We start from the raw sequence: 25,162 nt of genomic DNA, 5'->3' as shown, positions 1-25,162 counted from the left end.
TTCCGCCGTACCGGACCGAAGCACCCAGGAGCACACCAGTGACCATCCAGCTCGACCGGGTCCCGCTCAAGCGGGCCCTCATCTCCGTCTACGACAAGACCGGACTCGAGGAGCTGGCCACCGGTCTGCAGTCCGCCGGGGTCCAGATCGTCTCCACCGGCTCGACCGCGAAGCGGATTGCCGCCGCCGGGGTCCCGGTGACCGAGGTGTCCGAGGTGACCGGGTTCCAGGAGTGCCTGGACGGCCGGGTGAAGACCCTGCACCCGATGGTGCACGCGGGCATCCTCGCCGACCGCCGCCGCGAGGACCACGTGGCCCAGCTCGAGCAGCTCCACGTGCAGCCCTTCGACCTGGTGGTCGTGAACCTCTACCCGTTCGTGGACACCGTGCGTTCCGGCGCCGGCCAGGACGAGGTCGTCGAGCAGATCGACATCGGCGGGCCCTCCATGGTCCGGGCCGCGGCCAAGAACCACCCCTCCGTCGCGGTCGTGGTGGACCCGGCGAGGTACGGCGACGTGGTGGCCGCGGCGCAGTCCGGGGGCTTCGACCTGCGGACCCGGCGCCGGCTGGCCGCCCTGGCCTTCGCCCACACCGCCGCCTACGACAACGCCGTGGCCTCGTGGACCGCCGCGCAGTTCGAGGCCGACGACGACCTCGAGGCCGACGCCGCGGTCACCGGTGCCGGCCAGGTCGCGCAGGACGTGCCGGCCCTGAGCCCGTCCTCGCCCGTCTTCCCGCCCTACGCCGGCGTGACGCTGCAGCGCGCCGAGACCCTGCGGTACGGCGAGAACCCGCACCAGAAGGCGGCCCTGTACGTGGAGGACGGCGCCGCCCCCGGCATCGCCCAGGCCGAGCTGCTGCACGGCAAGCCCATGAGCTACAACAACTACGCCGACGCCGACGCCGCCCTGCGCGCCGCCTACGATTTCGACGCCCCGGCTGTGGCCATCGTCAAGCACGCCAATCCCTGCGGCGTGGCCGTGTCCGAGGAGGCGCCGGTCTCCGACGCCCAGGGACACGACCCGATCGCCGAGGCCCACCGCAAGGCCCACGCCTGCGACCCGGTCTCCGCCTTCGGTGGCGTGATCGCCGCCAACCGCGAGGTCACCGCCGGCATGGCCGCCACCGTCAAGGACATCTTCACCGAGGTCGTCATCGCGCCGTCCTTCTCCGCCGAGGCCCTGGAGATCCTCTCCGCCAAGAAGAACCTTCGCCTGCTGCGCCTGCCCGAGGGGTACGCCCGGGACTCCGTGGAGTACAAGCAGGTCTCCGGTGGCATGCTGCTGCAGGCCCGGGACGCGATCGACGCCGCCGGTGACGACCCCGCCACCTGGACCCTGGCCGCCGGTCCCGCCGCGGACGGCCAGACCCTCGCCGACCTCGCCTTCGCCTGGCGCGCGGTGCGTGCCGCGAAGTCCAACGCCGTGCTGCTGGCCTCGGACGGGGCCACCGTCGGCGTCGGCATGGGTCAGGTCAACCGGCTGGACTCCTGCCGGCTGGCCGTCGAGCGCGCCAACACCCTGGGGGCCGCCTCGACCGGCGCACAGGACGTGGGGACGGGTGCCGGGGCCGAGGGCGCCGAGATCACGACGGCGGGCGGTGCCGAGAACGTCTCCGGCACCGGGGCACCGGAGCGGGCCCGCGGCGCGGTGGCCGCGTCCGATGCATTCTTCCCGTTCGCGGACGGGCTGCAGATCCTGATCGACGCCGGCGTGCGCGCCGTGGTCCAGCCCGGCGGTTCCATCCGCGACGAGGAGGTCATCGCCGCCGCGGAGGCCGCCGGCATCACCATGTACTTCACCGGCGCCCGGCACTTCTTCCACGGCTGAGCGCCGGGGAGGACTGCGCGGTGAGGTCCGGTCACCGGATCGGCGGACCGGGCCGCCTCCGGTAGATTAGGGCCGGATTGAAACATCACCACGACCCGGCGAGGCCGTCACCCGGTTGCGCCCTGTGAGGAGAGCGACGCTTCATGTCGAAGATCATCTACACCCATACCGACGAGGCACCCATGCTGGCCACCGGCTCGCTCCTGCCGCTGGTCCAGGCCTTCGCCTCGACCGCCGGTGTGGAGATGGAGACCCGGGACATCTCGCTGGCCGGCCGCATCCTGGCCGCCTTCAACGATGTGCTCCCCGAGGACCAGCGCGTCAGCGACGCCCTCGCCGAACTGGGTGAACTGGTCAAGACCGATGACGCCAACGTCATCAAGCTGCCGAACATCTCCGCCTCCGTGCCGCAGCTGAAGGCCGCGGTCGCCGAGCTGCAGTCCCACGGCTACGCCCTGCCGGCCTACCCGGACGAGCCGAAGACCGCGGAGGAGAAGGACGCGCGCGCCCGCTACGACAAGGTCAAGGGCTCCGCCGTGAACCCGGTGCTGCGCGAGGGCAACTCGGACCGCCGTGCCCCGCAGTCGGTGAAGAACTTCGCGAAGAAGCACCCCCACTCCATGGGCGCCTGGTCGGCCGACTCCCAGACCAAGGTCGCCTACATGAAGCGGGACGCGTTCTTCCACAACGAGAAGTCCGTGATCATCCCCGAGGACGGCACCATCCGCATCCAGTTCGTGGACGGCGAGGGCGAGACCACCGTGTTGAAGGACGACTTCAAGGTCCTGGCCGGCGAGATCGTGGACGGCACCTTCATGTCCGCCCAGGCCCTGGACGAGTTCCTCACCACCCAGATCAAGCGGGCCAAGGACGAGGGCGTGCTGTTCTCCACGCACCTGAAGGCCACCATGATGAAGGTGTCCGACCCGGTGATCTTCGGCCACGTGGTCAAGGCCTACTTCCCGGCCGTGTTCGAGAAGTACGGTGCTGAGCTGGACGCCGCCGGCCTGAGCGCCAATGACGGGCTCGCCGCCATCCTCTCCGGGCTGGACACGCTGGACCCCCAGGTGGCCGAGGGCGTGCGCGCCGAGATCGAGACCGCCTACGAGAACGGTCCGGACCTGGCCATGGTCAACTCGGACAAGGGCATCACCAACCTGCACGTGCCCTCGGACGTCATCGTGGACGCCTCCATGCCGGCCATGATCCGCTCGTCCGGGCACATGTGGAACAAGGACGGCCAGGAGCAGGACACCCTGGCCGTGCTTCCGGACCCCTCCTACGCGGGCATCTACCAGGTGGTCATCGACGACTGCAAGGCCAACGGTGCCTACGATCCCACCACGATGGGCACCGTCCCGAACGTCGGGCTGATGGCCCAGAAGGCCGAGGAGTACGGGTCCCACGACAAGACCTTCATCCTCGAGGAGGCCGGCACCGTCCAGGTGGTCGACGGCTCCGGGGCCGTGCTGATCGAGCACCAGGTCCAGGCCGGGGACATCTGGCGTGCGTGCCAGACCAAGGACGTCCCGGTGCGCGACTGGGTCAAGCTGGCGGTCACGCGGGCTCGCGCCTCCCAGACCCCGGCCGTGTTCTGGCTGGACGAGAACCGCGCCCACGACGCGAACGTCATCGCCAAGGTCCGGCAGTACCTGACCGAGCACGACACCGTGGGGCTGCAGATCGAGATCATGGACCCCCAGGAGGCCACCCACTTCACCATCGACCGCCTGCGCCGGGGCCAGGACACCATCTCCGTGTCCGGCAACGTCCTGCGTGACTACCTGACGGACCTGTTCCCGATCCTGGAGCTGGGCACCTCCGCCAAGATGCTCTCGATCGTGCCGCTCATCAACGGCGGCGGACTGTTCGAGACCGGGGCCGGCGGCTCGGCCCCGAAGCACGTCCAGCAGTTCGTGGCGGAGAACCACCTGCGCTGGGACTCCCTCGGCGAGTTCCTCGCCCTGGCCGTGTCCTTCGAGCACGAGGCCGTGTCCAACGGCAACGCGCGCGCCCAGGTGCTGGCCGAGACCCTGGACCGTGCCACCGGGACGTTCCTGGAGGAGGGGCGCAACCCGTCCCGCAAGGTCGGCGAGATCGACAACCGCGGCTCGCACTTCTACCTGGCCCTGTACTGGGCCCAGGAACTGGCGCAGCAGTCCGACGACACCGAGCTGGCCGCCAGCTTCGCGGACGTCGCCGCCGAGCTGGCCGAGAACGAGCAGGCCATCATGGACGAGCTCAACGCCGTCCAGGGGTCCCCGGTGGACATCGGCGGCTACTTCCACCCGTCCCCGGAGAAGGTGTCCGAGGCCATGCGCCCCTCGGCCACCCTGAACGCGGTCGTCCAGAAGATCGTGGACAAGCTGGCGGTGTGATGCCCCTCCGCGACTAGCGGACGGGAAGGCCCCGTCCCACCTCGGCATCCGAGGCGGGACGGGGCCTTCCCGCGTTCCCGGCACCGCGCCCGCGGAACCCTGTCCGCGGAACCGTGGCCGCTGATCCAGTGGCCCGTGCCCGGCGCATCGGCCGGGGCCGGAGCGGGTCAGTGGTTGGGATCCACCTGCGGGGCGGACGGGCCCTGGTCCCGGCCGCCGTTCTCGGTGGCGGTCGCCTGGATGTCCTGGGCGCCGTTGCCGGTGGACACCTTGACCTTGCGCGGCTGGGACTTCGGCGAGACCGGGATGGTCACCTTCAGCACGCCGTGGTCATAGGTGGCGGAGATGTTCTCCAGGTCCACGTCCTGGCCGAGGTTCAGCTGGCGGACGTAGCTGCCGGTCTCCCGCTCGCGGGTCATCCACTGCACGCCCTCGCGCTCGGTCACCGCCGGCTTGCGCTCGGCGCGGATGGTCAGCAGCTGGCCGTCCACGTCCACGTCGACGCTGGAGGGGTCGACGCCGGGCAGGTCGGCCTCGACGATGTAGCGGTCGCCGTCCTTGTAGAGGTCCATCGGCATCTGTCGCAGGCCGCGCACCGGGCTCAGCAGCTGTCCGGCGAGGCGATCCAGTTCACGGAAGGGGTCGATACGAGTGGCCATGGGTTCTCCTTGGTCTGGTTGCATTGACTGCGGACGGCCCGGGCCCGCCGCCCAGGTGCTCCATGCCGGGCGGCTGGAGGTCCGGACCGTGCACCCTGCATAACACCACGGACTTGAGCTTTATTCGCTCAAGTCTGTTGCGCGGTGCACGCACCTCTGAGGATGGCCGCCGGTCTTCGGGCCCGTCAATGCCCCGGTGGCCGGGGCGGCAGGTGGTCGTCCTGGCCGATCAGGAGGTCCCCCACCGGGACTCCCTCCTCCCGGTTGGTCGCCTTGTTCACGAAGTGGGTGACCACCCAGAGGAGGATCCCGAGGACCATCAGGCCGCCGGCGATCTGGTAGACCACGGCATCGCGCTCCACCCAGGGCCCGGCCAGGAACAGCGAGAAGGCGCCGGCGACGTACGGCAGGATCCGGGGGGCGTTGAAGGCCGTCCGGTGTTCTGCCTCGTCCGGCCGCCGCCGTCGCTGGCGCCGCAGCACCACGCAGGCCACGTTCACCACCGCGAAGACGCACAGGAGCAACAGGGCGGTGGTGCTGGAGAGGTTCTGCACGATGTTGCTCTCCGGGTCGGACGTGACGTACCAGATCAGGGCCAGGGCCAGGAGGGTGGTGAAGATGATCGCGGTCCAGGGCGTCCGCCGGTGCGGCAGGACCTTCCCCAGGGGTCGCGGCAGCACGTTCTGCTTCGCCATGCCGTAGACCAGCCGGCTGGCCATCAGCATGTTGATCAGGGCGGTGTTGGCCACGGCGAACACGGCCAGGAACGGGAAGATCCGGTCGATCGGGAAGTCCGGGGCACCCTTCTGCACCACCTCCAGCAACGCCCGGCCCTCGGACTCGCCGATCCTGGCCAGCTCGGTGGGGGTGAGCACGGCGACCGCGGAGACCGCCACCAGCATGTAGAACAGCACCGCGATCCCGAGCCCGGTGAGCATGGTGCGCGGGAAGATGCGCTGGGGGTCCTTGGTCTCCTCGACCATGTTCACGGCGTCCTCGAAGCCCACCATGGCGAAGAAGGCGATCGAGGTCGCGGCGGTGACCGCGAGGAAGAGCCCCTTGTCCCCGTTGTCCTGGAACACGACGACCTGGCCCAGGTCCGCGCCGTTCTGGGCCATCGCGAAGAACCCGACGCCGATCACGATACACAGCGCGGTGACCTCCACCAGCGTCAGCACCACATTGAACTTGATGCTCTCACCCACGCCCCGCAGGTTGACCAGGGCCAGCAGCACCATGAACCCGAGCGCGAGCGCCGTGACCGCCCCGCCCTCGACCGGTCCGCTCCAGCCGTTGACCTCGAGCCCGCCGAAGAAGTTCTGGGCGAGGACGTTGGCCGAGGTCGAGGCGCTGGTGATGCCGGAGCACACCACCGCGAAGGCGACCAGGAACGTGAGGAAGTGGATGCCGAAGGCCTTGTGCGTGTACAGCGCGGCCCCGGCGGCGTGCGGGTAGTGCGTGACCAGCTCCAGGTAGGACAGTGCGGTCATGGTCGCCACGACGAAGGCCAGCAGGAACGGCAGCCAGAGGATGCCCCCGACCATCCCGGCCATCGGGCCGGTGACCGCGTACACCCCGGCGCCGAGGATGTCGCCGACGATGAACAGCAGCAACAGCTTCGGCCCGAGGACGCGTCTGAGCTGTCCCTCCTCCTGACCCCTAGCGACATCCGGGACTTCATGCGAGGTGGTGCCCACGGGCCCTCCCGAGTTCGTCGAGGTCACACAGTCATCGCAGTCTGGACCCGGCGGGGTGCGGAGTCAAGGCGGGGGCCGTCAGGGAGGCCAGCCTTGCCTTTCTGGAAAGCCGGGCCCGCCTCAGGGAAACTACAGTCAGCGGAAGATGATCTCCCGAGCGTCCGGAGAGGCGGCGGCATGAGGTTCTGGTCGATGGTGCGTTCCTATCCCTGGGTGGTGTCCACCCTGCTGGTGCTCGTGGCCACACTCCTGCTCGAGTTCACCGGCATGACGGGCCCGGCGCGGTGGCTGGCGACCGGGTTCGGTGCCGTCATCGTGCTCTACACGGCCGTGGGCATGGTCCGGGACCTGGTGCGCGGTCACTGGGGCATCGACATCCTGGCCGTCACCGCGATCGGTGCGACCCTGCTGGTCGGGGAGTACCTCGCCGCCCTGGTGGTCTGCCTCATGCTCACCGGCGGGGAGGCCCTCGAGGGCTTCGCCGCCGGACGGGCGAAGCTGAGCCTGACGTCCCTGCTGGAGCGGGCCCCGCAGGTCGCGCACCGGCTGGATCCCGACGGCGGGGCGCAGGACGTGCCCCTGGAGCAGGTGGACGTGGGGGAGCGGTTGCTGATCCGCCCGGCCGAGGTGGTCCCGGTGGACGGCACCCTCGTCGCCGCCGCCGACGGAGCGGACGTACAGGCCGACTTCGACGAGTCGTCCCTGACGGGGGAGTCCCTGCCGGTGACGCGCCGGACCGGGGACCAGGTGCTCTCCGGCGCCCTCAACGGCCAGCAGGCGGTGGTCTTGCAGGCCACGGCACGTCCCGAGGACTCCCAGTACGCGAGGATCCTGTCGCTGGTGCGCGAGGCCTCGGAGTCCCGGGCGCCCATGGTGCGCCTGGCCGACCGGTACGCGGTGCCGTTCACCCTGGTCGCCTACCTCATCGGCGGCATCGCCTGGTGGGTCTCGCAGGACCCGGTCCGCTTCGCCGAGGTCCTGGTGGTGGCCACTCCGTGCCCGCTGCTCATCGCCGCGCCCGTCGCCTTCCTCGGCGGGATGTCCCGCGCCGCGGCGAACGGGGTCATCGTCAAGTCCGGCGGCATCATCGAGGCGCTCGGCTCCGTCCGCACGGTGGCCTTCGACAAGACCGGCACCCTCACCTACGGCCGCCCGGAGCTGCTCGAGACCCGGCCGGCCGGTGCCGTGGACGGCGCCGCCCGCCTGAGCGAGAAGGAACTGCTGCGGCTGGCCGGGTCGGCGGAGCAGTACTCGGTGCACGTGCTGGCGGACTCCATCCGCCGGGCCGCGGAGGACCGCGGGCTCAGCCTGATCACCGCCTCGGAGGCCTGGGAGGAGGCGACCAACGGGGTCACCGCCGTCCTGGACGGACGGACGGTCATCGTGGGCAAGTCCGCCTACGTGCGGGAGCACACCACCGGGCTGGAGCTGGCCGAGCTCAGCCCGGGGGAGTCGGCCGTCTACGTGGGCGTGGACGGTGACTTCGCCGGCACCCTCATCCTCTCGGACCGGCTCCGCGCCAACGCCGCGGACACCCTGGCCGAACTGGACCGGCTCGGGGTGAAGAACCGGATGATGCTCACCGGGGACGCCGAGGCCACCGGCCACCACATCGCCGCCCAGGCCGGCATCACCGACGTCGAGGCGGAACTGCTGCCCGAGGACAAGGTCCGTCTGGTCCGCCAGGCGCGGCCCGGGCCGGTCATGATGGTCGGCGACGGCGTCAACGACGCGCCCGTGCTGGCCGTCGCGGACGTCGGGGTGGCGATGGGGGCGCGGGGATCGACGGCCGCCTCGGAGACGGCCGACGTCGTGATCATCCGGGACGACATCTCCCGGTCCGCCGTGGCCGTCTCGGTGGGCCAGCGCACCCTGCGCGTGGCCAAGGAGTCCATCTGGGCCGGGATCGCGCTGTCCCTGGTGCTGATGGTGACCGCCGCGTTCGGGGTGATCCCGGCGATCGTCGGCGCGCTGTTCCAGGAACTCGTGGACGTGGTGGCGATCGCCAACTCGCTGCGGGCCATGCGGGCCGGGCGGAACGAGCTCCAGGACTTCGCCGCCCTGCGGGACGACTCCGCCGAGGCCCGGGCCGAGATCACGGTCGGCTGATCCACCGGGATTGCCGGGGGGCTCAGTCGTTCCGGGCCCCGGACTCGCGGGTCATCTGCTCCACCGTGGTGTACGCGTCCCGGGCCAGGGCGGACCACAGCTTGATGGCCAGCTGCGGGTCGGTCTCCTCGAGTGAGGAGATCATCTGCGCGGTGAGCACCCGCGTGCTCACCGGCCCGACGGCGCGGACCGTGGTGATCTGCCGTCCGGCCTGGCCCAGGGCGATCTCGCCGAAGATCATCCCGGGGGACAGGAACACCTGCCGGTAGCGGCGTCCCCCGGCCCCCTGGCTGGTGAGCTCCACCTGTCCGGAGGTGATGAAGTAGATTCCGCCGAACGGCTGGCCGGCACGGCGGATGACCTGACCGGCCCGGAAGTCCCGGTTCTCCATCAGGGTGGACAGGGTCTGGGCGTCCTGCTCGTCGAACAGCTCCAGCAACGGGGACCGGGCCGGCTCCTGCCGCCCGGCCGGCACCAGTTCGGGCGCGTGCCGGGACAGCACCCGCATCTCCATCCACTCCACCGCCAGGGACCGGGAGAGGAACAGGCGGAAGGAGGGCCCGGCGTCGGCCGGGTCGTGGGTGCGGCCGTCCGGTTCCCCGGCGTCCTCGAAGGGGCTGGGCAGCGGGCCGTAGGAGGAGTCCTCGGCGTCCTGGACCATGGCCTCGGCCAGTTGGCGGTCGTCGTCGACCAGGACCAGGTCCCGCCCCTCGGAGAGGTAGGCGCGCACCACCTGGTTGAACATCCGCACGGCGGCGCGGCCGAAGTCGTCCACCTTGGACACGTCCACCATCAGGGTGCGCGTGGACTCCGGCAGGTCGGTGGTGTAGCGCACGAAGGTCTCGGCCTCGGCGAAGCCGATGTCCCCGCCGATCTCCGCGATGCGGCACTCCCCGCCGTGCCGCTCCAGCATCTGCAGCGCCTCCACGCTGCGCGGGACGCCCGAGGGTGACTCGGCCAGGTCGTAGGAGGACCGGATGGTGGACCGGCCCACGGGCGGGGCGTCTCCGTAGTGCAGGCCGAGGTCGGTGGCCAGCCGCTTGATGGTGGCGGCTCCCCGCACGGAGGTGCCGTGGTCGTCCAGGGGCGGGGAGAACAGGCCGATCCCGATCTGGCCGGGCACCACCACCAGGACGCCGCCGCCCACGCCGGACTTGCTCGGCAGCCCGACCTCGATCGCCCAGGTGCCCGCGTCGTCGTACATCCCGCAGGTGGAGAGCACCGAGAGCACCCAGCGCACCGTGCGCGGAGCGAACACCCGCTCACCGGTCACCGGGTTCACGCCCTGGTTGGCCAGCGTGGCCGCCATCACGGCGAGGTCCTTCGTGGTCACCAGCACCGAGCACTGCCGGAAGTAGTCCAGCACGACCGGTTCGGGGTCCGACTCGATGATGTTGAAGGAGCGCAGCAGCCAGGCCAGCGCCCGGTTGCGGTGCCCGGCACGGTCCTCGGAGCGGAAGACGGACTCGGAGACCTTGAGCTCGCGGCCGGCGGCGTCGGAGAAGGTGTTGAGGATCCGGCCCATGCGGTCGCGGCCGCCACGGCCCTTGATGAGCGCGGTGGTGGCGATGGCCCCGGCGTTGATCATCGGGTTGTCCGGCCGTCCGGTCCCGGCCTGCAGCGAGATCTCGTTGAACGGGTCACCGGAGGGCTCCACGTCGATCTTCTCCTGGACCTTCTCCGGGCCGAGGTCCTCGAGGGCCATGGCGTAGGTGAAGGCCTTGGAGATCGACTGGATCGAGAACTTCTGCTCGGTGTCCCCGGCGGCGTAGGAGTGCCCGTCCACGGTGGTCAGCGCCACCGCGAACAGTTCCGGGTCCATGTCCGCCGTGGACGGGATCGCCTGGTGGGGCGCCCCGGCATCCAGGGGCCGGATCTCGTCCAGCAGGCGATCGAGGTAGTCCTGCACCGGTGATCTCATGCCCCCAGCCTATGCGGGCCGGCCCCGTCCGACGTGACGGTCCGCGCTCAGTAACCGCCGACCGGGTCCACGCGGCCCTCCAGGGGCGCCCCGGTGGCCCGGGCCGCGAGGTTCCGCCCGATCCGGGCATCCAGCAGCGGGATGCACATCTCAGGGGTGTCCGCGGTGTGGGGCGTGATGACGCACCGCGGCTCGGCCCAGAGCGGGTGCCCCTCCGGCAGCGGTTCGGGGTCGGTCACGTCGAGGCCGGCGGCATGGATCGAGCCCGCGGCCAGGGCGGCCACCAGGGCGTCCGTGTCCACCAGTGTGCCGCGGGCGACGTTCACCAGGACGGCGTCCGGGTGCATCAGCTCCAGCTGGCGGGCGCCGATCATGCCCTGGGTGAGGTCGGTGGCCGCGGCGGCCACCATCACGACGCCGGCCCCGGGCAGGACCTCGTCCAGGCGGTCCTGGGTGACGGTCCGGTCGGCGCCGGGGATCTCACCCTCGTTGCGGCGGACGATCGTGACACGAGTGTCCCAGGCCTTGAGCAGGCGCAGGTACTCGCGGGCGATCCCGCCGCCGCCGACGATCACGCAGTCCATGCCCCGCAGCGTCCTGCCCCCGGCCGGGCCCCAGCCGGTGGCGCGGATCCGGGTGGGCAGGTCCCGCAGCAGGGACAGCGTGAGCATCAGGGCGTGCTCGGCGACCGGCGGGGCGTAGGTGCCCTTGGCCGAGGTCCACGTGATGCCGGGCCGGGAACGGATCAGCGGCACGTAGGGCTCGATCCCGGCGAAGGGCAACTGGACCCAGCTGGTGCGCGGGTTGGCGGCCAGCGCCGCCTCGACCTGTTCGACCGGGATGGGGCGGACCAGCACGAGCGCGGTGGCCGAGCCGTCACCGTCGGGCTCCCGGGCGCTGTTCGCCACGACCGAGCCCCCGGCGCCGAGCGCGGCGCGGGTGGGACCCTCATGGGCGTCGGCGTACGGGGTCCCCGTGCGCAGGTCGGTGGGAGGGAGGATCAGTACCCGGTCCGGCCCGGTGTGCCCGGCCGGGGCAGGGGAGGGCGGGGACGCGGCGTCGGCAGTGGTCATGGCCCCATGGTGCCATGACTTGTCAGGCCCTCCGCGGCGTCCCTAGGGTCGAACGCATGACCGATACCGAGAAGAACAACAGCGCCGCCGATCACGCCACCGACGCGCGGGACCAGCTGGCCGACGGTGACCCCACCACCAAGTTCCCGAAGGTCTCCCCGCCCGAGCAGCACCAGTCCGAACCGGGACTGGACGTGAAGACCGAACCGGTGCCGGACATCGGGTTGCAGAGCTATCGCGGCCTGGGCCGGCTGACGGGCCGCAGGGCCCTGGTGACCGGTGGCGACTCGGGCATCGGCGCCGCCGTCGCCGTGGCCTTCGCGCGCGAGGGGGCGGACGTGGCGATCGCCTACCTGCCGGCCGAGGAGGAGGACGCCCGGCGCGTGGTGCAGGCCATCGAGGAGTCCGGCCGCACCGCCGTCGCCCTGCCCGGTGACCTGCTGGACGCCGACTACCGGAACGGCCTGGTGGACGCCGCCGCCGAGAGGCTGGGCGGACTGGACATCCTGGTCAACAACGCCGGCAAGCAGCTGATCAGCGAGTCTCTCGAGGATCTCACCGACGAGCAGGTGGACCAGACCTTCCAGATCAACATCAAGTCGATGTTCACCCTCTCCCGGGCGGCCCTGCGCCACATGGGACCGGGATCCACGATCATCAACACCACCTCGGTCCAGGCCTACGAGCCGAACCCGATGCTGCTCGACTACGCGTCCACCAAGGCGGCCATCAACAACTTCACCAAGGGCCTGGCGCAGCAGCTCGGCGAACGGGGCATCCGCGTGAACGCCGTGGCGCCCGGTCCCGTGTGGACGGTGCTGCAGGTCAGCGCCGGGCAGCCGAAGGACAAGCTGCCGGTGTTCGGCCACAACACCCCCCTGGGCCGCGCCGGTCAGCCCGTGGAAATGGCCCCGGCGTACGTGTTCCTGGCCTCTGCGGAGTCCAGCTACGTCAACGGGGAGACCCTCAACGCCAACGGCGGCACCCCGACCCCCTGAGCCGGCGCTCCCGGGCACGCGAGAATGGAGGGATGACCACCGCCCCCGGATCCGTGCCCTTCGACCTCGAGACCCTGGGTGCAGGTCTCGTCTTCGCCCAGTCGCTGCCCGGGCTGCTCCGGGTGCTGGCCGACGAGCGCGTCGCCGTGGTCCAGGCCCCGCCCGGTACCGGCAAGACCACGCTGGTCCCGCCGGCGGCGGCGAACCTGCTGGCACAGCGGGCCGCCCCCGGCGCCGGGGCCGGGGCTTCGGCCGAGGCGGAAGCGAAGGCACCTGCGGGGGGCCGCGGGACGGGACGGGCGCCGCTGCGGGTCGTCGTCACCCAGCCCCGCCGGGTGGCCGCCCGCGCGGCGGCCCGCCGGCTGGCGAGCCTCGACCGCCCGGCGGGAACCGGCGGGCCGTCGGGACCCGGGGGGACCGGCCGGGCCGCCGGGGCCCGTGCCGGCCACACCGTGCGCGGGGAGCGGACCACGTCCCGGGAGACCCTGGTGGAGTTCGTGACCCCGGGCATCCTGGTCAACCGGTTGCTGGCGGACCCGGGACTGGCCGGGACCGGTGCGGTGATCCTGGACGAGGTGCACGAGCGGGACCTGGAGTCGGACCTGCTGTTCGGCATGCTCGGGGAGGTCGCACAGCTGCGTCCGGACCTGCTGCTCGTGGCGATGTCCGCCACCCTGGACGCCGCCCGGTTCGCGGAGCGGCTGGGAGAGGGGACCGGCCGGGACGCACCGGTGCCCGTGGTCGACTGCCCCTCGGCGCTGCACCCCGTGGACGTCTCCTATCGCCCGCACCCCGGCCCGCGGCAGGACACCCGCGGGGTGACGCGGGAGTTCCTGGACCACGTCGCCCGGTGCGCGGTCGAGGCCCACGCCGCGGCGCTGGCCGCCGAGCCGGGAACCGACGCGTTGGTCTTCGTCCCCGGCGCCCGGGAGGTCACGCTGACCTGTGAGCGGATCGCGCAGCTGGCCCCCGGCACCGAGGTGCTGCCCCTGCACGGCCAGCTCCCCTCCGCCCAGCAGGATCGTGCCGTGGGCGGCCGTGAGCCGGGCGGTGCACCGCGGATCATCGTCTCCACCTCGCTGGCCGAGTCCTCCCTGACCGTTCCGGGCGTGCGCCTGGTGGTGGACTCCGGACTCGCCCGCGAGCCCCGGCGGGACACCGGGCGCGGCATGATGGGACTGGTGACGGCCACCTGCGCGCAGTCCTCCGCCGAGCAGCGGGCCGGGCGAGCCGGGCGTCTCGGGCCCGGGACGGTGGTGCGCTGCTATGACCGGTCCACCCTGGGCGCCGCACCCCCACACCCCACCCCCGCCGTCCAGGTGGCGGACCTGACCGGGGCGGCGCTCGTCCTGGCCTGCTGGGGCGCCCCCGGCGGGGAGGGGCTGGTGCTGCCGGACCCGCTGCCGCAGGACCCGCTGGCCGAGGCGCTGGCCACGCTGAGGGCCCTGGACGCGATCGACGACGCCGGCCGCGCCACCGACCACGGACGAGGGCTCGCCGCGATCCCGGCCGAACCGCGGCTGGCCCGCGCACTGCTGGACGGGACGGGGCTGGTCGGGGCACGTGCCGCCGGGGAGGTCGTGGCCCTGGTCTCCTCCGACGTCCGGCCGGAGGGGGCGGACCTCACCGGTGCCCTGTCCCGGCTGCGGTCCGGCGGTGCGGGCCGTGGGGGAGGCGCCCGCGACGGCAGTGCCGCCCGATGGGCCCAGGACGCGAGGCGGTTCGAGGCCCTGGCGTCCTCGGCCGCGGGCCCGGGTGCGGACGCAGCCCCGGAACGGGACCGGTCTCCCGGCGCCCGGGTGCCGGGGCAACTGGCGGTGGGGGCCGTCGTCGGGCTGGCCTGGCCCGAACGGCTGGCCCGCCGGGTGAGCGACCCCGGGACGGGCCGCGGCACGGGGGCGGAGGTCTACCTGCTGGCCTCGGGAACGCGCGCGGCGCTGCCGCCGGGCAGCGCCCTGGCCGGGACCGAGTGGCTGGCCTGTGCGGAGGTCGCCCGCGCCGAGGGCCGGGCCGCCGCCGGGACGGGGGCCGTGATCCGTGCGGCCGCCCCCGTGGACGGCGACCTGGCCCAGCGGCTGGCCGGACCGCTCCTGGCCGAGGAACGTACCGCGCACTGGCAGGACGGCCGGGTCGTCGGCAGGCTGCGGCGCGGGATCGGGGCGATCACGCTCTCCGAGACGCCCGTCACCCCGGACCGGGCGCAGGGGCGGGCCGCCGTCGTCCGGATGCTGCGCACCGAGGGTCTGGGGCCGCTGGGGGTCTCGGAGGCGGCCGACACCCTGCGCCGGCGGCTGGCCCTGGTGCACCGGGTGCTGGGTGAGCCGTGGCCGGACGTCTCGGACGCGGCCCTGGCCGAGGACTGGGAGGCGTGGCTGGCGCCCGAGGTGGAGAGGCTGGCCGTCGGGGCGAGGACCGGTTCCGTGCACCTGGCCGAGGCCCTGCGGCGTCTGCTGCCGTGGCCCGATGCCGTCCGCCTCGACGAGCTCGTCCCCGAGCGGCTCCCGGTGCCCAGCGGCCGGACCGCCGCCGTGCGGTACCCGGCGGTGGGCGCCGGCGGGGAGGACGGTGACTCCGGCGCGCCCGTGGTGGCGGTCAAGCTGCAGGAGTGCTTCGGGCTGGCCGAGACCCCGCGGCTCGTGGACGGGCGGGTGCCGGTGGTGTTCCACCTGCTCTCCCCGGCGGGCCGGCCGCTGGCGGTGACCGGGGACCTGGCCTCGTTCTGGTCCGGACCCTACGCCCAGGTGAGGGCCGAGATGCGCGGACGGTACCCCAAGCATCCCTGGCCCGAGGACCCGTGGACGGCACCGGCCACCGCCAGGACGCGGAACCGCGGTTGAGGGCCCCCCGTGCCGTACCCTGTGGACTGATGAGTTTCGAACTCCCCTCCTCCGTGGACGTCCTCGTGGTGGGCGGCGGCCCGGCCGGGCTGTCCGCGGCCCTGTGGCTGGGCCGCTACCAGCGCTCCACCCTCGTGGTGGACGCGGGCCGGCCCCGGAACCGCCGTGCCGACCTGGCCCACGGGATCCCGGGCCGGGACCCGGTGGCCCCGGACGAGCTGCTGGCCGACATGCGCGCCGAGGTGGAACGGTATCCGGAGGTGTGCCTGCGATCCGGCACGGTCACCGACCTGCGGGGGAGTGCCGAGGCCGGGTTCACCGCCGTGATCGACGGGGCCCACCGGGTGACGGCCTCCCGGGTGGTACTGGCCGCCGGGGTGAGCGACCGGTTCCCCCGGGTGGAGGGGTTCGAGGAGCACTACGCGATCGACGTCCACCACTGCCCGGCCTGTGACGGGTTCGAGATCCGGGGCCAGGACGTCGTGGTGCTCGGCGCCGGGGACCAGGTGCCGGCCTTCGCCTCCGAGCTGCTGGACTGGGCGGCCACCGTGCGGATCGTCACCGACACCGCCGGTGAGTCCTTCGGCACCGACCAGCGCCGCAGCCTGGCGGAGCACGGCATCGAGGTGTTCGACGGGCCGGCGAGCGCCTTGGTCGGCGAGCCCGGCGAACTGGCCGGCGTGCTGCTGGAGGACGGGACGTGCGTGCCCGGGGCGTCGGTGTTCTTCTCCTACGCCCACCGCCCGCACCACGACCTCGCCGTGGGACTGGGATGCGAACTGGACGACGGCGGGCACCTGGTCGTCAATGGCTTCCAGCTCACCACCGTGGACGGGGTCTACGCCGCCGGTGACCTCACTCCGGGACTGCAGCTCGTGGTCATCGCCATGGGCCAGGGTGTCTCCGCCGGCGTCGCGTGCGCCACCTCGTTGCGAGGTATCGCCACCGAGGCCGGGCCGTGTCCGGCACCTCCCACGCGTCGATTCGCCCCCTTGCCCTAGCCGAGGACCGCAGCCACACACAGCCCCCCGCAGGGGGCCGCGGCCTCATCGGTGCTCGGTGGGCGGAACCGTTTCAGTCCCGCCCCGGGCCCGGGGCGGCCGTCCGTGGCCGGGGGTCCTGGGCACCCGAGTCGATCCAGTACCGCCGGATCCGGCGCTCGCCGACCGTCCGGATGTCCTCGAGCACGCCGCCGTTGGCCTCGATCACGGCCGCCGACCCGGCGTTGTCCTCGTCGCAGGTCACCAGGACGCGCTCCACCCCGAGCCCGGCCAGCCGCCGCACGGACTGGCGCAGGATCTCCGTGGCGTGACCGCGGCGGCGGTGCTCCGGGGCGACCGCGTAACCCACGTGGCCGTTGATCTCGAGCAGCTGCTCGTTCAGCTCGTGCCGAATGGACACCCGGCCCACCGGCACCCCGTCCACCTCGGCCACGAGGAAGTCCGAGCGCACCCACCCGGGCCTCAGGTCCTCCCCGGCGGCCTCCTTGCGCAGCGTCTCCAGCACCTCGTCCCAGGTGCCCTCCACCAACAGGATCTCGAAGCCGTCCGGCAGCACCTGCCCGTGCATCCGGCGCAGGGCCGCCTCGTCGTCGTGCCGCGGGGGCCGGAGGATCAGTGGCATGGCACCGATTCTCCCACCCGGGCCCGACCCTCGTGCCGCGCGTCCGGTCCTGGCCACGGGGCGCGGGCGGGACACCCGGATTGAAGCGGGACACGGGCGATGGCTACGCTCACCCCATGACCCGCTCCCGCGCCTTCGCCCAGGTCGACGTCTTCTCCGCCACGCCCTATGGGGGCAACCCCGTGGCCGTGATCCTCGAGGCCGACGGCCTCGGCGAGGAGGAGATGGCGCGGATCGCCCGCTGGACCAACCTGTCCGAGACCACCTTCGTCCTGCCGCCGACCGCGCCGGGTGCCGACTACCGCCTCCGGATCTTCACCCCCGGAGGGGAGCTGCCCTTCGCCGGACACCCCACGCTGGGCTCGGCCCACGCCTGGCTGGAGCACGGCGGCACGCCGCAGGACCCCGGCCGGATCGTCCAGGAGTGCGCCGCCGGCCTGGTCACCCTGAGGAACGACGGCGGCACGCTCGCCTTCCAGGCGCCGCCCACCCTCCGCTCCGGTGATCTCGACCCGGCGGACCTGGAGCGCGCCACCGCGGCCCTCGGGGTCGGCCCGGACCAGGTGCTCGCCCACCAGTGGGTGGACAACGGACCGGGCTGGGCCGTCGTCGTGCTCCCGGACGCGCAGGCCGTGCTGGGGATCGAACCGGATCTGAGCCTGATCCCGGACCTCAAGCTCGGGGTCATCGGCGCGTACCCGGCCGGGTCCCGGTGCGCCTTCGAGATCCGGGCGTTCGTCCCGGACATCGGCGTGAGCGAGGACCCGGTGACCGGCAGCCTCAACGCCTCGGTGGCCCAGTGGATGCTCCGCACCGGGGCGGTCAGCGGGCGCTACCGGGTCTCGCAGGGCACCGTGCTGGGACGCACGGGCGAGGTGGAGATCACCTGCACCGAGGACGGCGAGGTCTGGGTCGGCGGGGCGACCGCCACGTGCTTCGCCGGCACCGCGCTCGCCTGAGGCTCCCGGACGCCGGGGACCGTCAGGCCACCGGCTAGCCCTCCGGCAGCACCCAGGTGTGCACCGGGTGACCGGTCCGCATGTGCCTGCCGTACTCCTGCACCAGCCGCGCCAGGGCCTTGCCCCGGGACAGCCCGGACTCCTCGAACCGGCCCAGCGAGCGGGTCATCCAGGTGGCGCCGTTCTGGCCGGTGCGGATCCGCCCGGTCAGCACCTCCAGGTACCGGTCCGCCACCGCGGGGTCCACGTCCAGCATCTCCAGGCCCCGACGGGCGGAGGGCAGCAGGTACCGGTCCAGCAGCTCGGTCACCGGCACGTCCCCGTAGCCGGGCCAGTAGACCGAGGCGTTGAGCCCGTGCCGGGCGCAGTCGTAGAAGTTGGTCCGTGCCACCGAGAAGGACATCCGCTCCCAGGGGGACTCCTCGGTGTCCACGAGGTACTTGACCAGGCCGAAGAAGAACGCCGCGTTGGCCACCATGTCCACCACCGTGGGACCGGCCGGCAGCAACCGGTTCTCCACCCGCAGGTTGGCCGGCCGCGCGGGCACGGTGCCGGCCTCCGTGGTCGACTCGTCGCGGCCCGGGTCGTAGATGGGGCGGTTCCAGCGGTACACGGTGCCGTTGTGCAGCAGCATCTCCGGCAGGGCCGGCGCCCCCGAGTCCAGCGGGCCGGTGTCCGACGCCCGCTCCGGCAGCAGGGCGGGGAAGAAGGCGATGTTCTCCTCGAACAGGTCCTCGATCCCGTCGATCCAGCGCTCCCCGAACCAGACCCGGGGGCGCACGCCCTGCCGGGCCAGCTCCGGTGCCCGGGTGTCCACGGCCTGCTGGAACACCGGGATCCGGCTCTCCGTCCACAGCTTGGCGCCCAGGAACAGCGGCGAGTTCGCGGAGAGCGCCACCTGCGGACCGGCCATGGCCTGGGCGGCGTTCCACACCGGCCCGAACTTCTCCCGGGTCACCTCCAGGTGCAGCTGCATGGAGGTGCAGGTCGACTCGGCGGCGATGTCCTTGGCGTAGTAGGAGAGGTGCTCGGGACCGTCGATGTCGATCAGGATGTCCTCGCCGCGGGCCTCGAGCACCGCGGTGTTCAGCGCCGCGTAGCGGTTGCCCTCGCTGATCCAGCGCTCACCGGAGAGGTCGTCGCCGTCGATGGTGGGCAGGATCCCCACGGTGTACAGGTGCGCCCCGGCACGCACGGCCCGGTCGTCCGCCCGGACCAGCTCCGCCCGCAGGGACTCCTCCAGGTCCGTGAGCCCGTGGCCGTGGATGGTCAGGGAGGGGTGGTTCAGCTCGATGTTGTAGCGGCCCAGCTCGGTCTGGAAGGCCGGGTCGTCGATGGCCGCGAGCACCTCGTGGTTGAGCGGTGCCGGCTGGAACTCCTCGTCCACGAGGTTCAGCTCCAGCTCCAGGCCGATGCGCCCGGCCCCCGCGAAGTCCTCCGTGGCCAGATAGGCCTTCAGCTCCTCGAGGGACGCCTCCAGGCGCTCCCGGTAGCGCGTCCGATCGGAACGGGTGTACGTACTCGACTCGACCTCGGTGCCCATGCCCTGAAGCGTAGGGCATCGGCCCCGCGCCAGCACCGCCACCACACCACCGGTGCGCCGGACGCCCGCCCCGGCCGGGGGAGGAGCCGGCCGTTCCGCGGGGCCGGCGCGCGCCCGCGTGGCCACGGACATGCCATGTGGGACGGGGGTCGGTGGGCGGGTGCTCGCGGAGCATGTCTTGGGAAAACTCCCAGTTCATGCATAGGCTTCCCTCCAGACGGTCCCCCGTGGCACGGTGGAACCGGTTCCCCCTGGGAGCCCTTCCGCTCAGCCGGGTGAGCCGTAGAGGTGGAACCGGACCGGAGGTGCGCGACTGATGAGGCAGGCCCGAGGGAATGGCGGTGCCGCCCGCCGAACGGCGGGGATGGCGATGATGGCCTCGGCGGCGCTGCTGCTCGCAGGGTGCGGCCCGGCGGAGGAGACCCCGGTCCTGACCTGGTACACGAACCCGGACGACGGCGGCCAGGCCGCGATCGCGCAGAAGTGCTCCGATGCGGCCGGAGGCGCCTACCGGATCGAGACCTCCATCCTGCCCAACGACGCCGCCTCCCAGCGCGAGCAGCTGACCCGCCGCCTGGCGGCCGGCGACACCTCGATGGACATCATGTCCCTGGACCCGCCGTTCATCCCGGAACTGGCCGAGCCCGGTTTCCTGGCGGTGCCGCCGTCGGAGGTGGCCGAGGCGACCACGCAGGACACCCTCGAGGGGGCCCTGGCCGGGGCCACGTGGCGGGACACCTTGGTGACCGTCCCGTTCTGGGCCAACACCCAGTTGCTCTGGTACCGCAAGTCGGTGGTCGAGGAGGCCGGGCTGGACATGGACGGCCCCGTGACCTGGGACCAGATGCTCCAGGTCGCCCGGGACCAGGACAAGGAACTGGGCGTGCAGGGCGCCCGGGCCGAGGCCATGACGGTCTGGCTCAACGCCCTGATCGAGTCCGGCGGCGGGCAGATCATCGAGAACCCGGAGGCGCCGGCGGACGAGGTCGAGATCGGCCTGGACAGCGACGCCGGCCGGAAGGCCGCCGAGATCATCTCCACCATCGGCACGGAGGGCCTGGGCGGCCCGGGGCTGGCCACCCAGCAGGAGAACGAGGCCATGCTGCTGTTCCAGGGGGACAGCGGCTCGTTCATGGTGAACTGGCCGTTCGTCTGGCCCGCCACCAACGCCTCGGCGGAGGACGGGTCGGTCCCGGCCGACCTGCCGGAGGACATCGGCTGGGCCGTCTACCCGAGGACGTCCGAGGACACGGAACCCGCCCCGCCGCTGGGAGGCATCAACCTGGGCGTGGGCGCCGCCTCGCAGCAGCAGGACCTGGCCTGGGACGCGATCGAGTGCATCGTCTCACCGGAGAACCAGACCGAGTACTTCGTCACCAACGGCAACCCGCCCTCCAGCGCGGGCGCGTTCGACGACCCCTCCGTGCGGGAGCGGTTCCCCATGGCGGAGACCATCCGTGAGTCACTGGAACTGGCCGCGCCCCGGCCGCAGACGCCGTACTACAACGAGGTCTCCACCGCGATCCAGCAGCGGTACACGCCGCCGGCCAGCGTGGACCCGGAGACCACCCCGGCCGAGACCGGCCAATTCATCCAGGAAGTGCTGCGAGGGGAGTCGCTGCTGTGAGCTCTATTCCCACGACCGTGCCCGCCGTCGACACCGAGGCGCCCGGCGACACGTCCACCGGCCGGGGGCGGCGGAAGGCCCCCAGGTCGGAACGGGCCAGGGCCGAGGCCCGGTTGGGCTGGTGGCTGGCCGGGCCCGCGTTCTTCATCATGGTCGCCGTCATCTTCTACCCGGTCCTCCAGGCCTTCTGGGACTCGTTGTTCAGCTACCGCCTCACGGCGCCCGAGGAACGCGAGTTCGTGGGCCTGTCCAACTACGGGGTCATCTTCAGCGACCCGGTGTTCTGGAGCGCCCTGGGCGTCACGACGCTGATCACCGTGGTCACCGTGTTCGTCGAGCTGATCCTGGGCTTCATCCTGGCCATGGTCATGCACAAGGCGATCAAGTCCACCCGTGGCCTGGTCCGCACCGTGATCCTGGTGCCCTACGGCATCATCACCGTGGTCTCGGCCTTCGCCTGGTACTACATGTTCAGCATCGACTCCGGCTACATCAACAACTGGTTCAGCTGGGTGCCCGGTTTCGACGGCCAGCTCAACTGGTTCGCCCAGGGCGGTTCGGCGCTGTTCGTCATCATGTTCTCGGAGATCTGGAAGACCACCCCGTTCATCTCGCTGCTGCTGCTGGCCGGCCTGGCCCAGGTCCCCGACGACCTCTCCGAGGCGGCCGCGGTGGACGGGGCCAGCTGGTGGCAGCGGTTGTGGCGGGTCATCCTGCCGAACATGAAGGCGGCCATCATGGTGGCCGTGCTCTTCCGGGCGCTGGACGCGTTCCGGGTCTTCGACTCGATCTTCATCATGACCAATGGCGCCTATGGCACCGAGGTCCTCTCCCTGCTCGCCTATCGCACCTCGATCGGGCGACTCGAGATCGGCCTCGGTTCGGCCATCTCGGTCGTGCTGTTCCTCCTGGTCGGACTGCTGGCACTGATCGCAGTGAAGGGCTTCAACGTTGACCTGGCAGGCGGACGGGGAGGACGCAAGTGAGCACCGAGACACTCACCCCGGAAGAGGTCGAGGGGCAGCGGCGTGCCCGGCGGGCCAAGCGCAACACCTCCATCGGCTGGTGGGTCATCACCATCGTCGTGGCCGTGTGGTGCCTGTTCCCGGTGGCCTCCATCCTGGCGACCAGCTTCAAGACCCCGGGGGAGTTGTCCAACGGGAAGTTCCTGCCGGACAACCCCTCGACCAGCAACTACGAGGAGATCCTGGTGGGTGACTCTCAGGAGCTGTTCCTGAGCGCCCTGTGGAACTCGATCGGCATCTCGATCATCGCCACCCTGATCGCCGTGGTCCTGGCCACCCTGTGCGCCTACGCGATCGCCCGGCTCGACTTCCCCGGCAAGAAGATCGTCCTGACGGTCTCCCTGATGGTGTCCATGTTCCCGGTGATCTCGCTGGTCACCCCGCTGTTCAACCTGTGGCGCAGCATCGGGCTGTACGACACCTGGCCCGGCCTGATCATCCCCTACCTGTCCCTGACGCTGCCGATCGCCATCTGGACCCTGGCGGCGTTCTTCCAGCAGATCCCCTGGGAGCTGGAGCAGGCGGCCCAGGTGGACGGGGCCACCCCGCTGCAGGCGTTCCGCAAGGTGATCGTGCCGCTGGCGGCGCCGGGGGTGTTCACGACGGCGATCATCGCGTTCTTCATCGCCTGGAACGACTTCGTCTACGGCATCTCACTGACCTCCACGGAAGCGGCCCGTCCGGTTCCGGCGGCACTGGCGTTCTTCACCGGTGCCTCGCAGTTCGAATCGCCCACCGGTGCGATCTCGGCTGCGGCAATCATCGTCACCATTCCCGTGGTGCTGCTGGTCATGCTCTTCCAGAAGCAGATCGTCGCAGGCCTGACCTCGGGCGCGGTCAAGGGCTGAGCGCAGGAAACGAAAGGGAATCCACATGGCCTCCATCACCCTCAAGAACATCGTCAAGAAGTATGACGACGGCTTCCCGGCCGTGAACAACGTGTCCCTGGACATCGCCGACGGGGAGTTCGTCATCCTCGTGGGCCCGTCCGGTTGCGGGAAGTCGACCCTGCTGCGGATGATCGTCGGGCTGGAGGACATCACCTCCGGCGAACTGCAGATCAACGGCCGGCGGATGAACGAGGCCGCCCCCAAGGACCGCAACCTGGCGATGGTGTTCCAGAACTACGCGCTCTACCCGCACCTGACGGTGTACGAGAACATCGCCTTCCCGCTGCGCCTGGCCAAGGACACCAACGGTGGGGGATCGGTGGACGAGAAGGTCCAGCGGGCGGCCAAGATGCTCGAACTCACCGAGCACCTGGACCGCAAGCCGGCGAACCTCTCCGGCGGCCAGCGCCAGCGCGTGGCGATGGGACGGGCGATCGTGCGGGAGGCGGACGCGTTCCTGTTCGACGAGCCGCTGTCCAACCTCGATGCCAAGCTCCGCGGCCAGATGCGGGCCGAGATCGCCCAGCTGCAGCGCTCGCTCGGTGTCACGAGCGTCTACGTCACGCACGACCAGACGGAGGCGATGACCCTGGGGGACCGGGTGGCGGTGCTTAAGAAGGGCATCCTGCAGCAGGTCGCCAGCCCGCGCGAGCTGTACGAACAGCCGGTCAACCTCTTCGTGGCCGGTTTCATCGGGTCCCCGTCCATGAACTTCCTGCCTGCCACGATCACGGAGGGCTCCGGCGGGACCGTGCTCTCGACCCCGATCGGTGACATCCCCATCCCGGCCGACCGGGCGGCCGTGGCCCAGGGCAAGGACCTGGTCCTGGTCGGCGTCCGGCCCGAGTTCTTCGAGGACGCGACGCTGGTGGACGAGGCCAAGATGTCCAAGGGCTCTGTGTTCACCGCTGAACTGTCGCACCTGGAGTGGCTGGGACACGAGCAGTACGGGTACATCGAGTTCGAGCCCGACGAGAAGGTGCGCCGCCTGCTGTCCGACCTGGCCGCGGACATGGACGCCGACGAATTGCGCCCGCAGGTCGTCACGACCCTCTCCGCCGAGTCGAGGGTGCGACCGGGGCGGCCCGTCGAGCTCTGGGTGGACACCTCGCGGATCCACATCTTCGACCCCGAGTCCGGGGAGAACCTCACCCGGGACGCGGAGGCCGGCGCGGAACTCACGCGGATGGCGGCCGAGGAACGCGAGCGGGAGTTGGCGGCCGCGAGGGAGCGGGACGCGCAGAAGGCCTGACCGGCCTGCCGGGGCCGCGGATCGCGTCCCCGGCAGGTCCCTGGCCCCGAGGGCCTGGGCCCGCCAGGACCGGTTCGGTGGGGCCCCGTCAGGCGGTGGCGTCGCGGTGCTTCGCCGCCAGTTCCACGTAGGTGGCGGAGTTGGTGCCCAGGGAGGCGACCTCCTCGTCCGTCAGTTCGCGGCGGACCTTGGCGGGCACTCCGGCCACGAGTGAGCGCGGGGGGACCACGGTCCCCTCGAGCACCAGGGCGCCGGCGGCCACCAGCGACTGGGTGCCGATGACCGACCCGTTCATGATGGTGGCGGACATGCCCACCAGGCAGCCGTCCTCGACCGTGGCCCCGTGGACGACGGCGGAGTGGCCCACCGAGATGTCGTGGCCCAGCGTGCAGGGGAAGCCGGCGTCGGCGTGCAGGACCACGTTGTCCTGCAGGTTCGTCCTCTCGCCCACGCGGATCGGGGCGCTGTCCCCGCGGGCGGACACGCCGTAGAAGGCGGAGGACTGCGGACCCATCGCCACGTCCCCGGAGAGGGTGGCGGTGGGGGCCAGGAAGACGGACTCGTGGACGGACGGCGTGGCGCCGGCGATCGTGATCAGGTGTGCCATGTCACCAGAGTAACCATGTCGTCCCCGCCGGGGGCGCCGAGGGGCCACGCCCCCCAGCGCCGCACGGACCGGGTCATTGTCTCTGGTCAGTCGAAGACGACGGTGCGGTTGCCGTCGAGCAGGACGCGGTGCTCG

General features: G+C 71.7%; 18 protein-coding genes. 11 read left to right on the top strand and 7 right to left on the bottom strand.

Annotated elements, in window-relative coordinates; genetic code table 11:
- Positions 1–38 precede the first annotated feature (38 nt).
- Positions 39–1,829: a bifunctional phosphoribosylaminoimidazolecarboxamide formyltransferase/IMP cyclohydrolase gene (gene purH, locus PLJ28_RS12010; protein WP_324590172.1), complete on the top strand. Its 1,791-nt coding sequence runs from the start codon at positions 39–41 to the stop codon at positions 1,827–1,829.
- Between the two features lie 143 nt (positions 1,830–1,972).
- The gene (locus PLJ28_RS12005) at positions 1,973–4,207 is read left to right on the top strand and encodes an NADP-dependent isocitrate dehydrogenase (RefSeq protein WP_324590171.1); all 2,235 of its coding nucleotides are present in this window, start codon (positions 1,973–1,975) and stop codon (positions 4,205–4,207) included.
- Between the two features lie 167 nt (positions 4,208–4,374).
- Here PLJ28_RS12005 and PLJ28_RS12000 read toward each other — a convergent pair whose 3' ends face one another.
- Positions 4,375–4,866, bottom strand: a complete 492-nt coding sequence (locus PLJ28_RS12000; RefSeq protein ID WP_183523475.1) for an Hsp20/alpha crystallin family protein — start codon at positions 4,864–4,866, stop codon at positions 4,375–4,377.
- A gap of 185 nt (positions 4,867–5,051) precedes the next feature.
- Complete coding sequence (locus PLJ28_RS11995; protein WP_183523477.1) at positions 5,052–6,563, bottom strand: APC family permease; 1,512 nt, start codon at positions 6,561–6,563, stop codon at positions 5,052–5,054.
- A 177-nt stretch (positions 6,564–6,740) separates the two neighbouring features.
- On the opposite strand from PLJ28_RS11995, the gene PLJ28_RS11990 reads away from it, so the two are divergent.
- Complete coding sequence (locus PLJ28_RS11990; protein WP_255459368.1) at positions 6,741–8,672, top strand: heavy metal translocating P-type ATPase; 1,932 nt, start codon at positions 6,741–6,743, stop codon at positions 8,670–8,672.
- A gap of 22 nt (positions 8,673–8,694) precedes the next feature.
- On the opposite strand, the gene glsA is transcribed toward PLJ28_RS11990, so the two are convergent.
- Positions 8,695–10,593 carry a glutaminase A gene (gene glsA, locus PLJ28_RS11985; protein ID WP_183523479.1) on the bottom strand — a complete coding sequence of 633 codons (1,899 nt, stop codon included), beginning with the start codon at positions 10,591–10,593 and terminating at the stop codon, positions 8,695–8,697.
- 47 nt (positions 10,594–10,640) lie between these two features.
- Entirely contained in the window at positions 10,641–11,666 is a 1,026-nt protein-coding gene (locus PLJ28_RS11980) for a D-isomer specific 2-hydroxyacid dehydrogenase family protein (RefSeq protein WP_183523481.1), read from the bottom strand.
- Positions 11,667–11,722: 56 nt separating this feature from the next.
- Between PLJ28_RS11980 and PLJ28_RS11975 the strand changes: the two genes are divergently transcribed.
- The 3 genes from PLJ28_RS11975 to PLJ28_RS11965 are packed head-to-tail and all read left to right on the top strand — an operon-like array spanning position 11,723 to position 16,502.
- Positions 11,723–12,664 carry an SDR family oxidoreductase gene (locus PLJ28_RS11975; RefSeq protein ID WP_255459369.1) on the top strand — a complete coding sequence of 314 codons (942 nt, stop codon included), beginning with the start codon at positions 11,723–11,725 and terminating at the stop codon, positions 12,662–12,664.
- Between the two features lie 32 nt (positions 12,665–12,696).
- Positions 12,697–15,501: an ATP-dependent helicase HrpB gene (gene hrpB / locus PLJ28_RS11970; RefSeq protein ID WP_324590170.1), complete on the top strand. Its 2,805-nt coding sequence runs from the start codon at positions 12,697–12,699 to the stop codon at positions 15,499–15,501.
- A gap of 29 nt (positions 15,502–15,530) precedes the next feature.
- Positions 15,531–16,502 (top strand): NAD(P)/FAD-dependent oxidoreductase, encoded by a 972-nt coding sequence (locus tag PLJ28_RS11965; protein WP_183523484.1) that lies wholly within the window; start codon positions 15,531–15,533, stop codon positions 16,500–16,502.
- Between the two features lie 73 nt (positions 16,503–16,575).
- Here PLJ28_RS11965 and PLJ28_RS11960 read toward each other — a convergent pair whose 3' ends face one another.
- Positions 16,576–17,124: a GNAT family N-acetyltransferase gene (locus tag PLJ28_RS11960; protein ID WP_183523486.1), complete on the bottom strand. Its 549-nt coding sequence runs from the start codon at positions 17,122–17,124 to the stop codon at positions 16,576–16,578.
- A gap of 116 nt (positions 17,125–17,240) precedes the next feature.
- On the opposite strand from PLJ28_RS11960, the gene PLJ28_RS11955 reads away from it, so the two are divergent.
- The gene (locus tag PLJ28_RS11955; protein ID WP_183523488.1) at positions 17,241–18,083 is read left to right on the top strand and encodes a PhzF family phenazine biosynthesis protein; all 843 of its coding nucleotides are present in this window, start codon (positions 17,241–17,243) and stop codon (positions 18,081–18,083) included.
- A gap of 34 nt (positions 18,084–18,117) precedes the next feature.
- Here PLJ28_RS11955 and PLJ28_RS11950 read toward each other — a convergent pair whose 3' ends face one another.
- Positions 18,118–19,626, bottom strand: coding sequence for a glutamate-cysteine ligase family protein (locus PLJ28_RS11950; RefSeq protein WP_183523490.1), 1,509 nt, complete (start codon positions 19,624–19,626; stop codon positions 18,118–18,120).
- Positions 19,627–19,990: 364 nt separating this feature from the next.
- Here PLJ28_RS11950 and PLJ28_RS11945 point away from each other — a divergent pair, with 364 nt between their 5' ends.
- From PLJ28_RS11945 to PLJ28_RS11930, 4 genes are all read left to right on the top strand, one after another.
- Positions 19,991–21,253, top strand: coding sequence for an extracellular solute-binding protein (locus PLJ28_RS11945; RefSeq protein WP_324590169.1), 1,263 nt, complete (start codon positions 19,991–19,993; stop codon positions 21,251–21,253).
- Positions 21,254–21,270: 17 nt separating this feature from the next.
- Positions 21,271–22,239, top strand: a complete 969-nt coding sequence (locus PLJ28_RS11940; protein ID WP_183528122.1) for a carbohydrate ABC transporter permease — start codon at positions 21,271–21,273, stop codon at positions 22,237–22,239.
- Positions 22,240–22,310: 71 nt separating this feature from the next.
- The gene (locus tag PLJ28_RS11935; protein WP_029139356.1) at positions 22,311–23,126 is read left to right on the top strand and encodes a carbohydrate ABC transporter permease; all 816 of its coding nucleotides are present in this window, start codon (positions 22,311–22,313) and stop codon (positions 23,124–23,126) included.
- Between the two features lie 25 nt (positions 23,127–23,151).
- Positions 23,152–24,420, top strand: coding sequence for an ABC transporter ATP-binding protein (locus PLJ28_RS11930; protein ID WP_183523494.1), 1,269 nt, complete (start codon positions 23,152–23,154; stop codon positions 24,418–24,420).
- An 88-nt stretch (positions 24,421–24,508) separates the two neighbouring features.
- Here PLJ28_RS11930 and PLJ28_RS11925 read toward each other — a convergent pair whose 3' ends face one another.
- Positions 24,509–25,027 carry a gamma carbonic anhydrase family protein gene (locus PLJ28_RS11925; protein ID WP_183523496.1) on the bottom strand — a complete coding sequence of 173 codons (519 nt, stop codon included), beginning with the start codon at positions 25,025–25,027 and terminating at the stop codon, positions 24,509–24,511.
- Positions 25,028–25,162: the final 135 nt, after the last annotated feature.

The organism is Citricoccus sp., from assembly GCF_035445025.1.
Lineage (GTDB): Bacteria > Actinomycetota > Actinomycetes > Actinomycetales > Micrococcaceae > Citricoccus.
The sequence above is the reverse complement of the archived record's forward strand: the minus strand, read 5'-3'. Positions and strand labels throughout refer to the sequence as shown.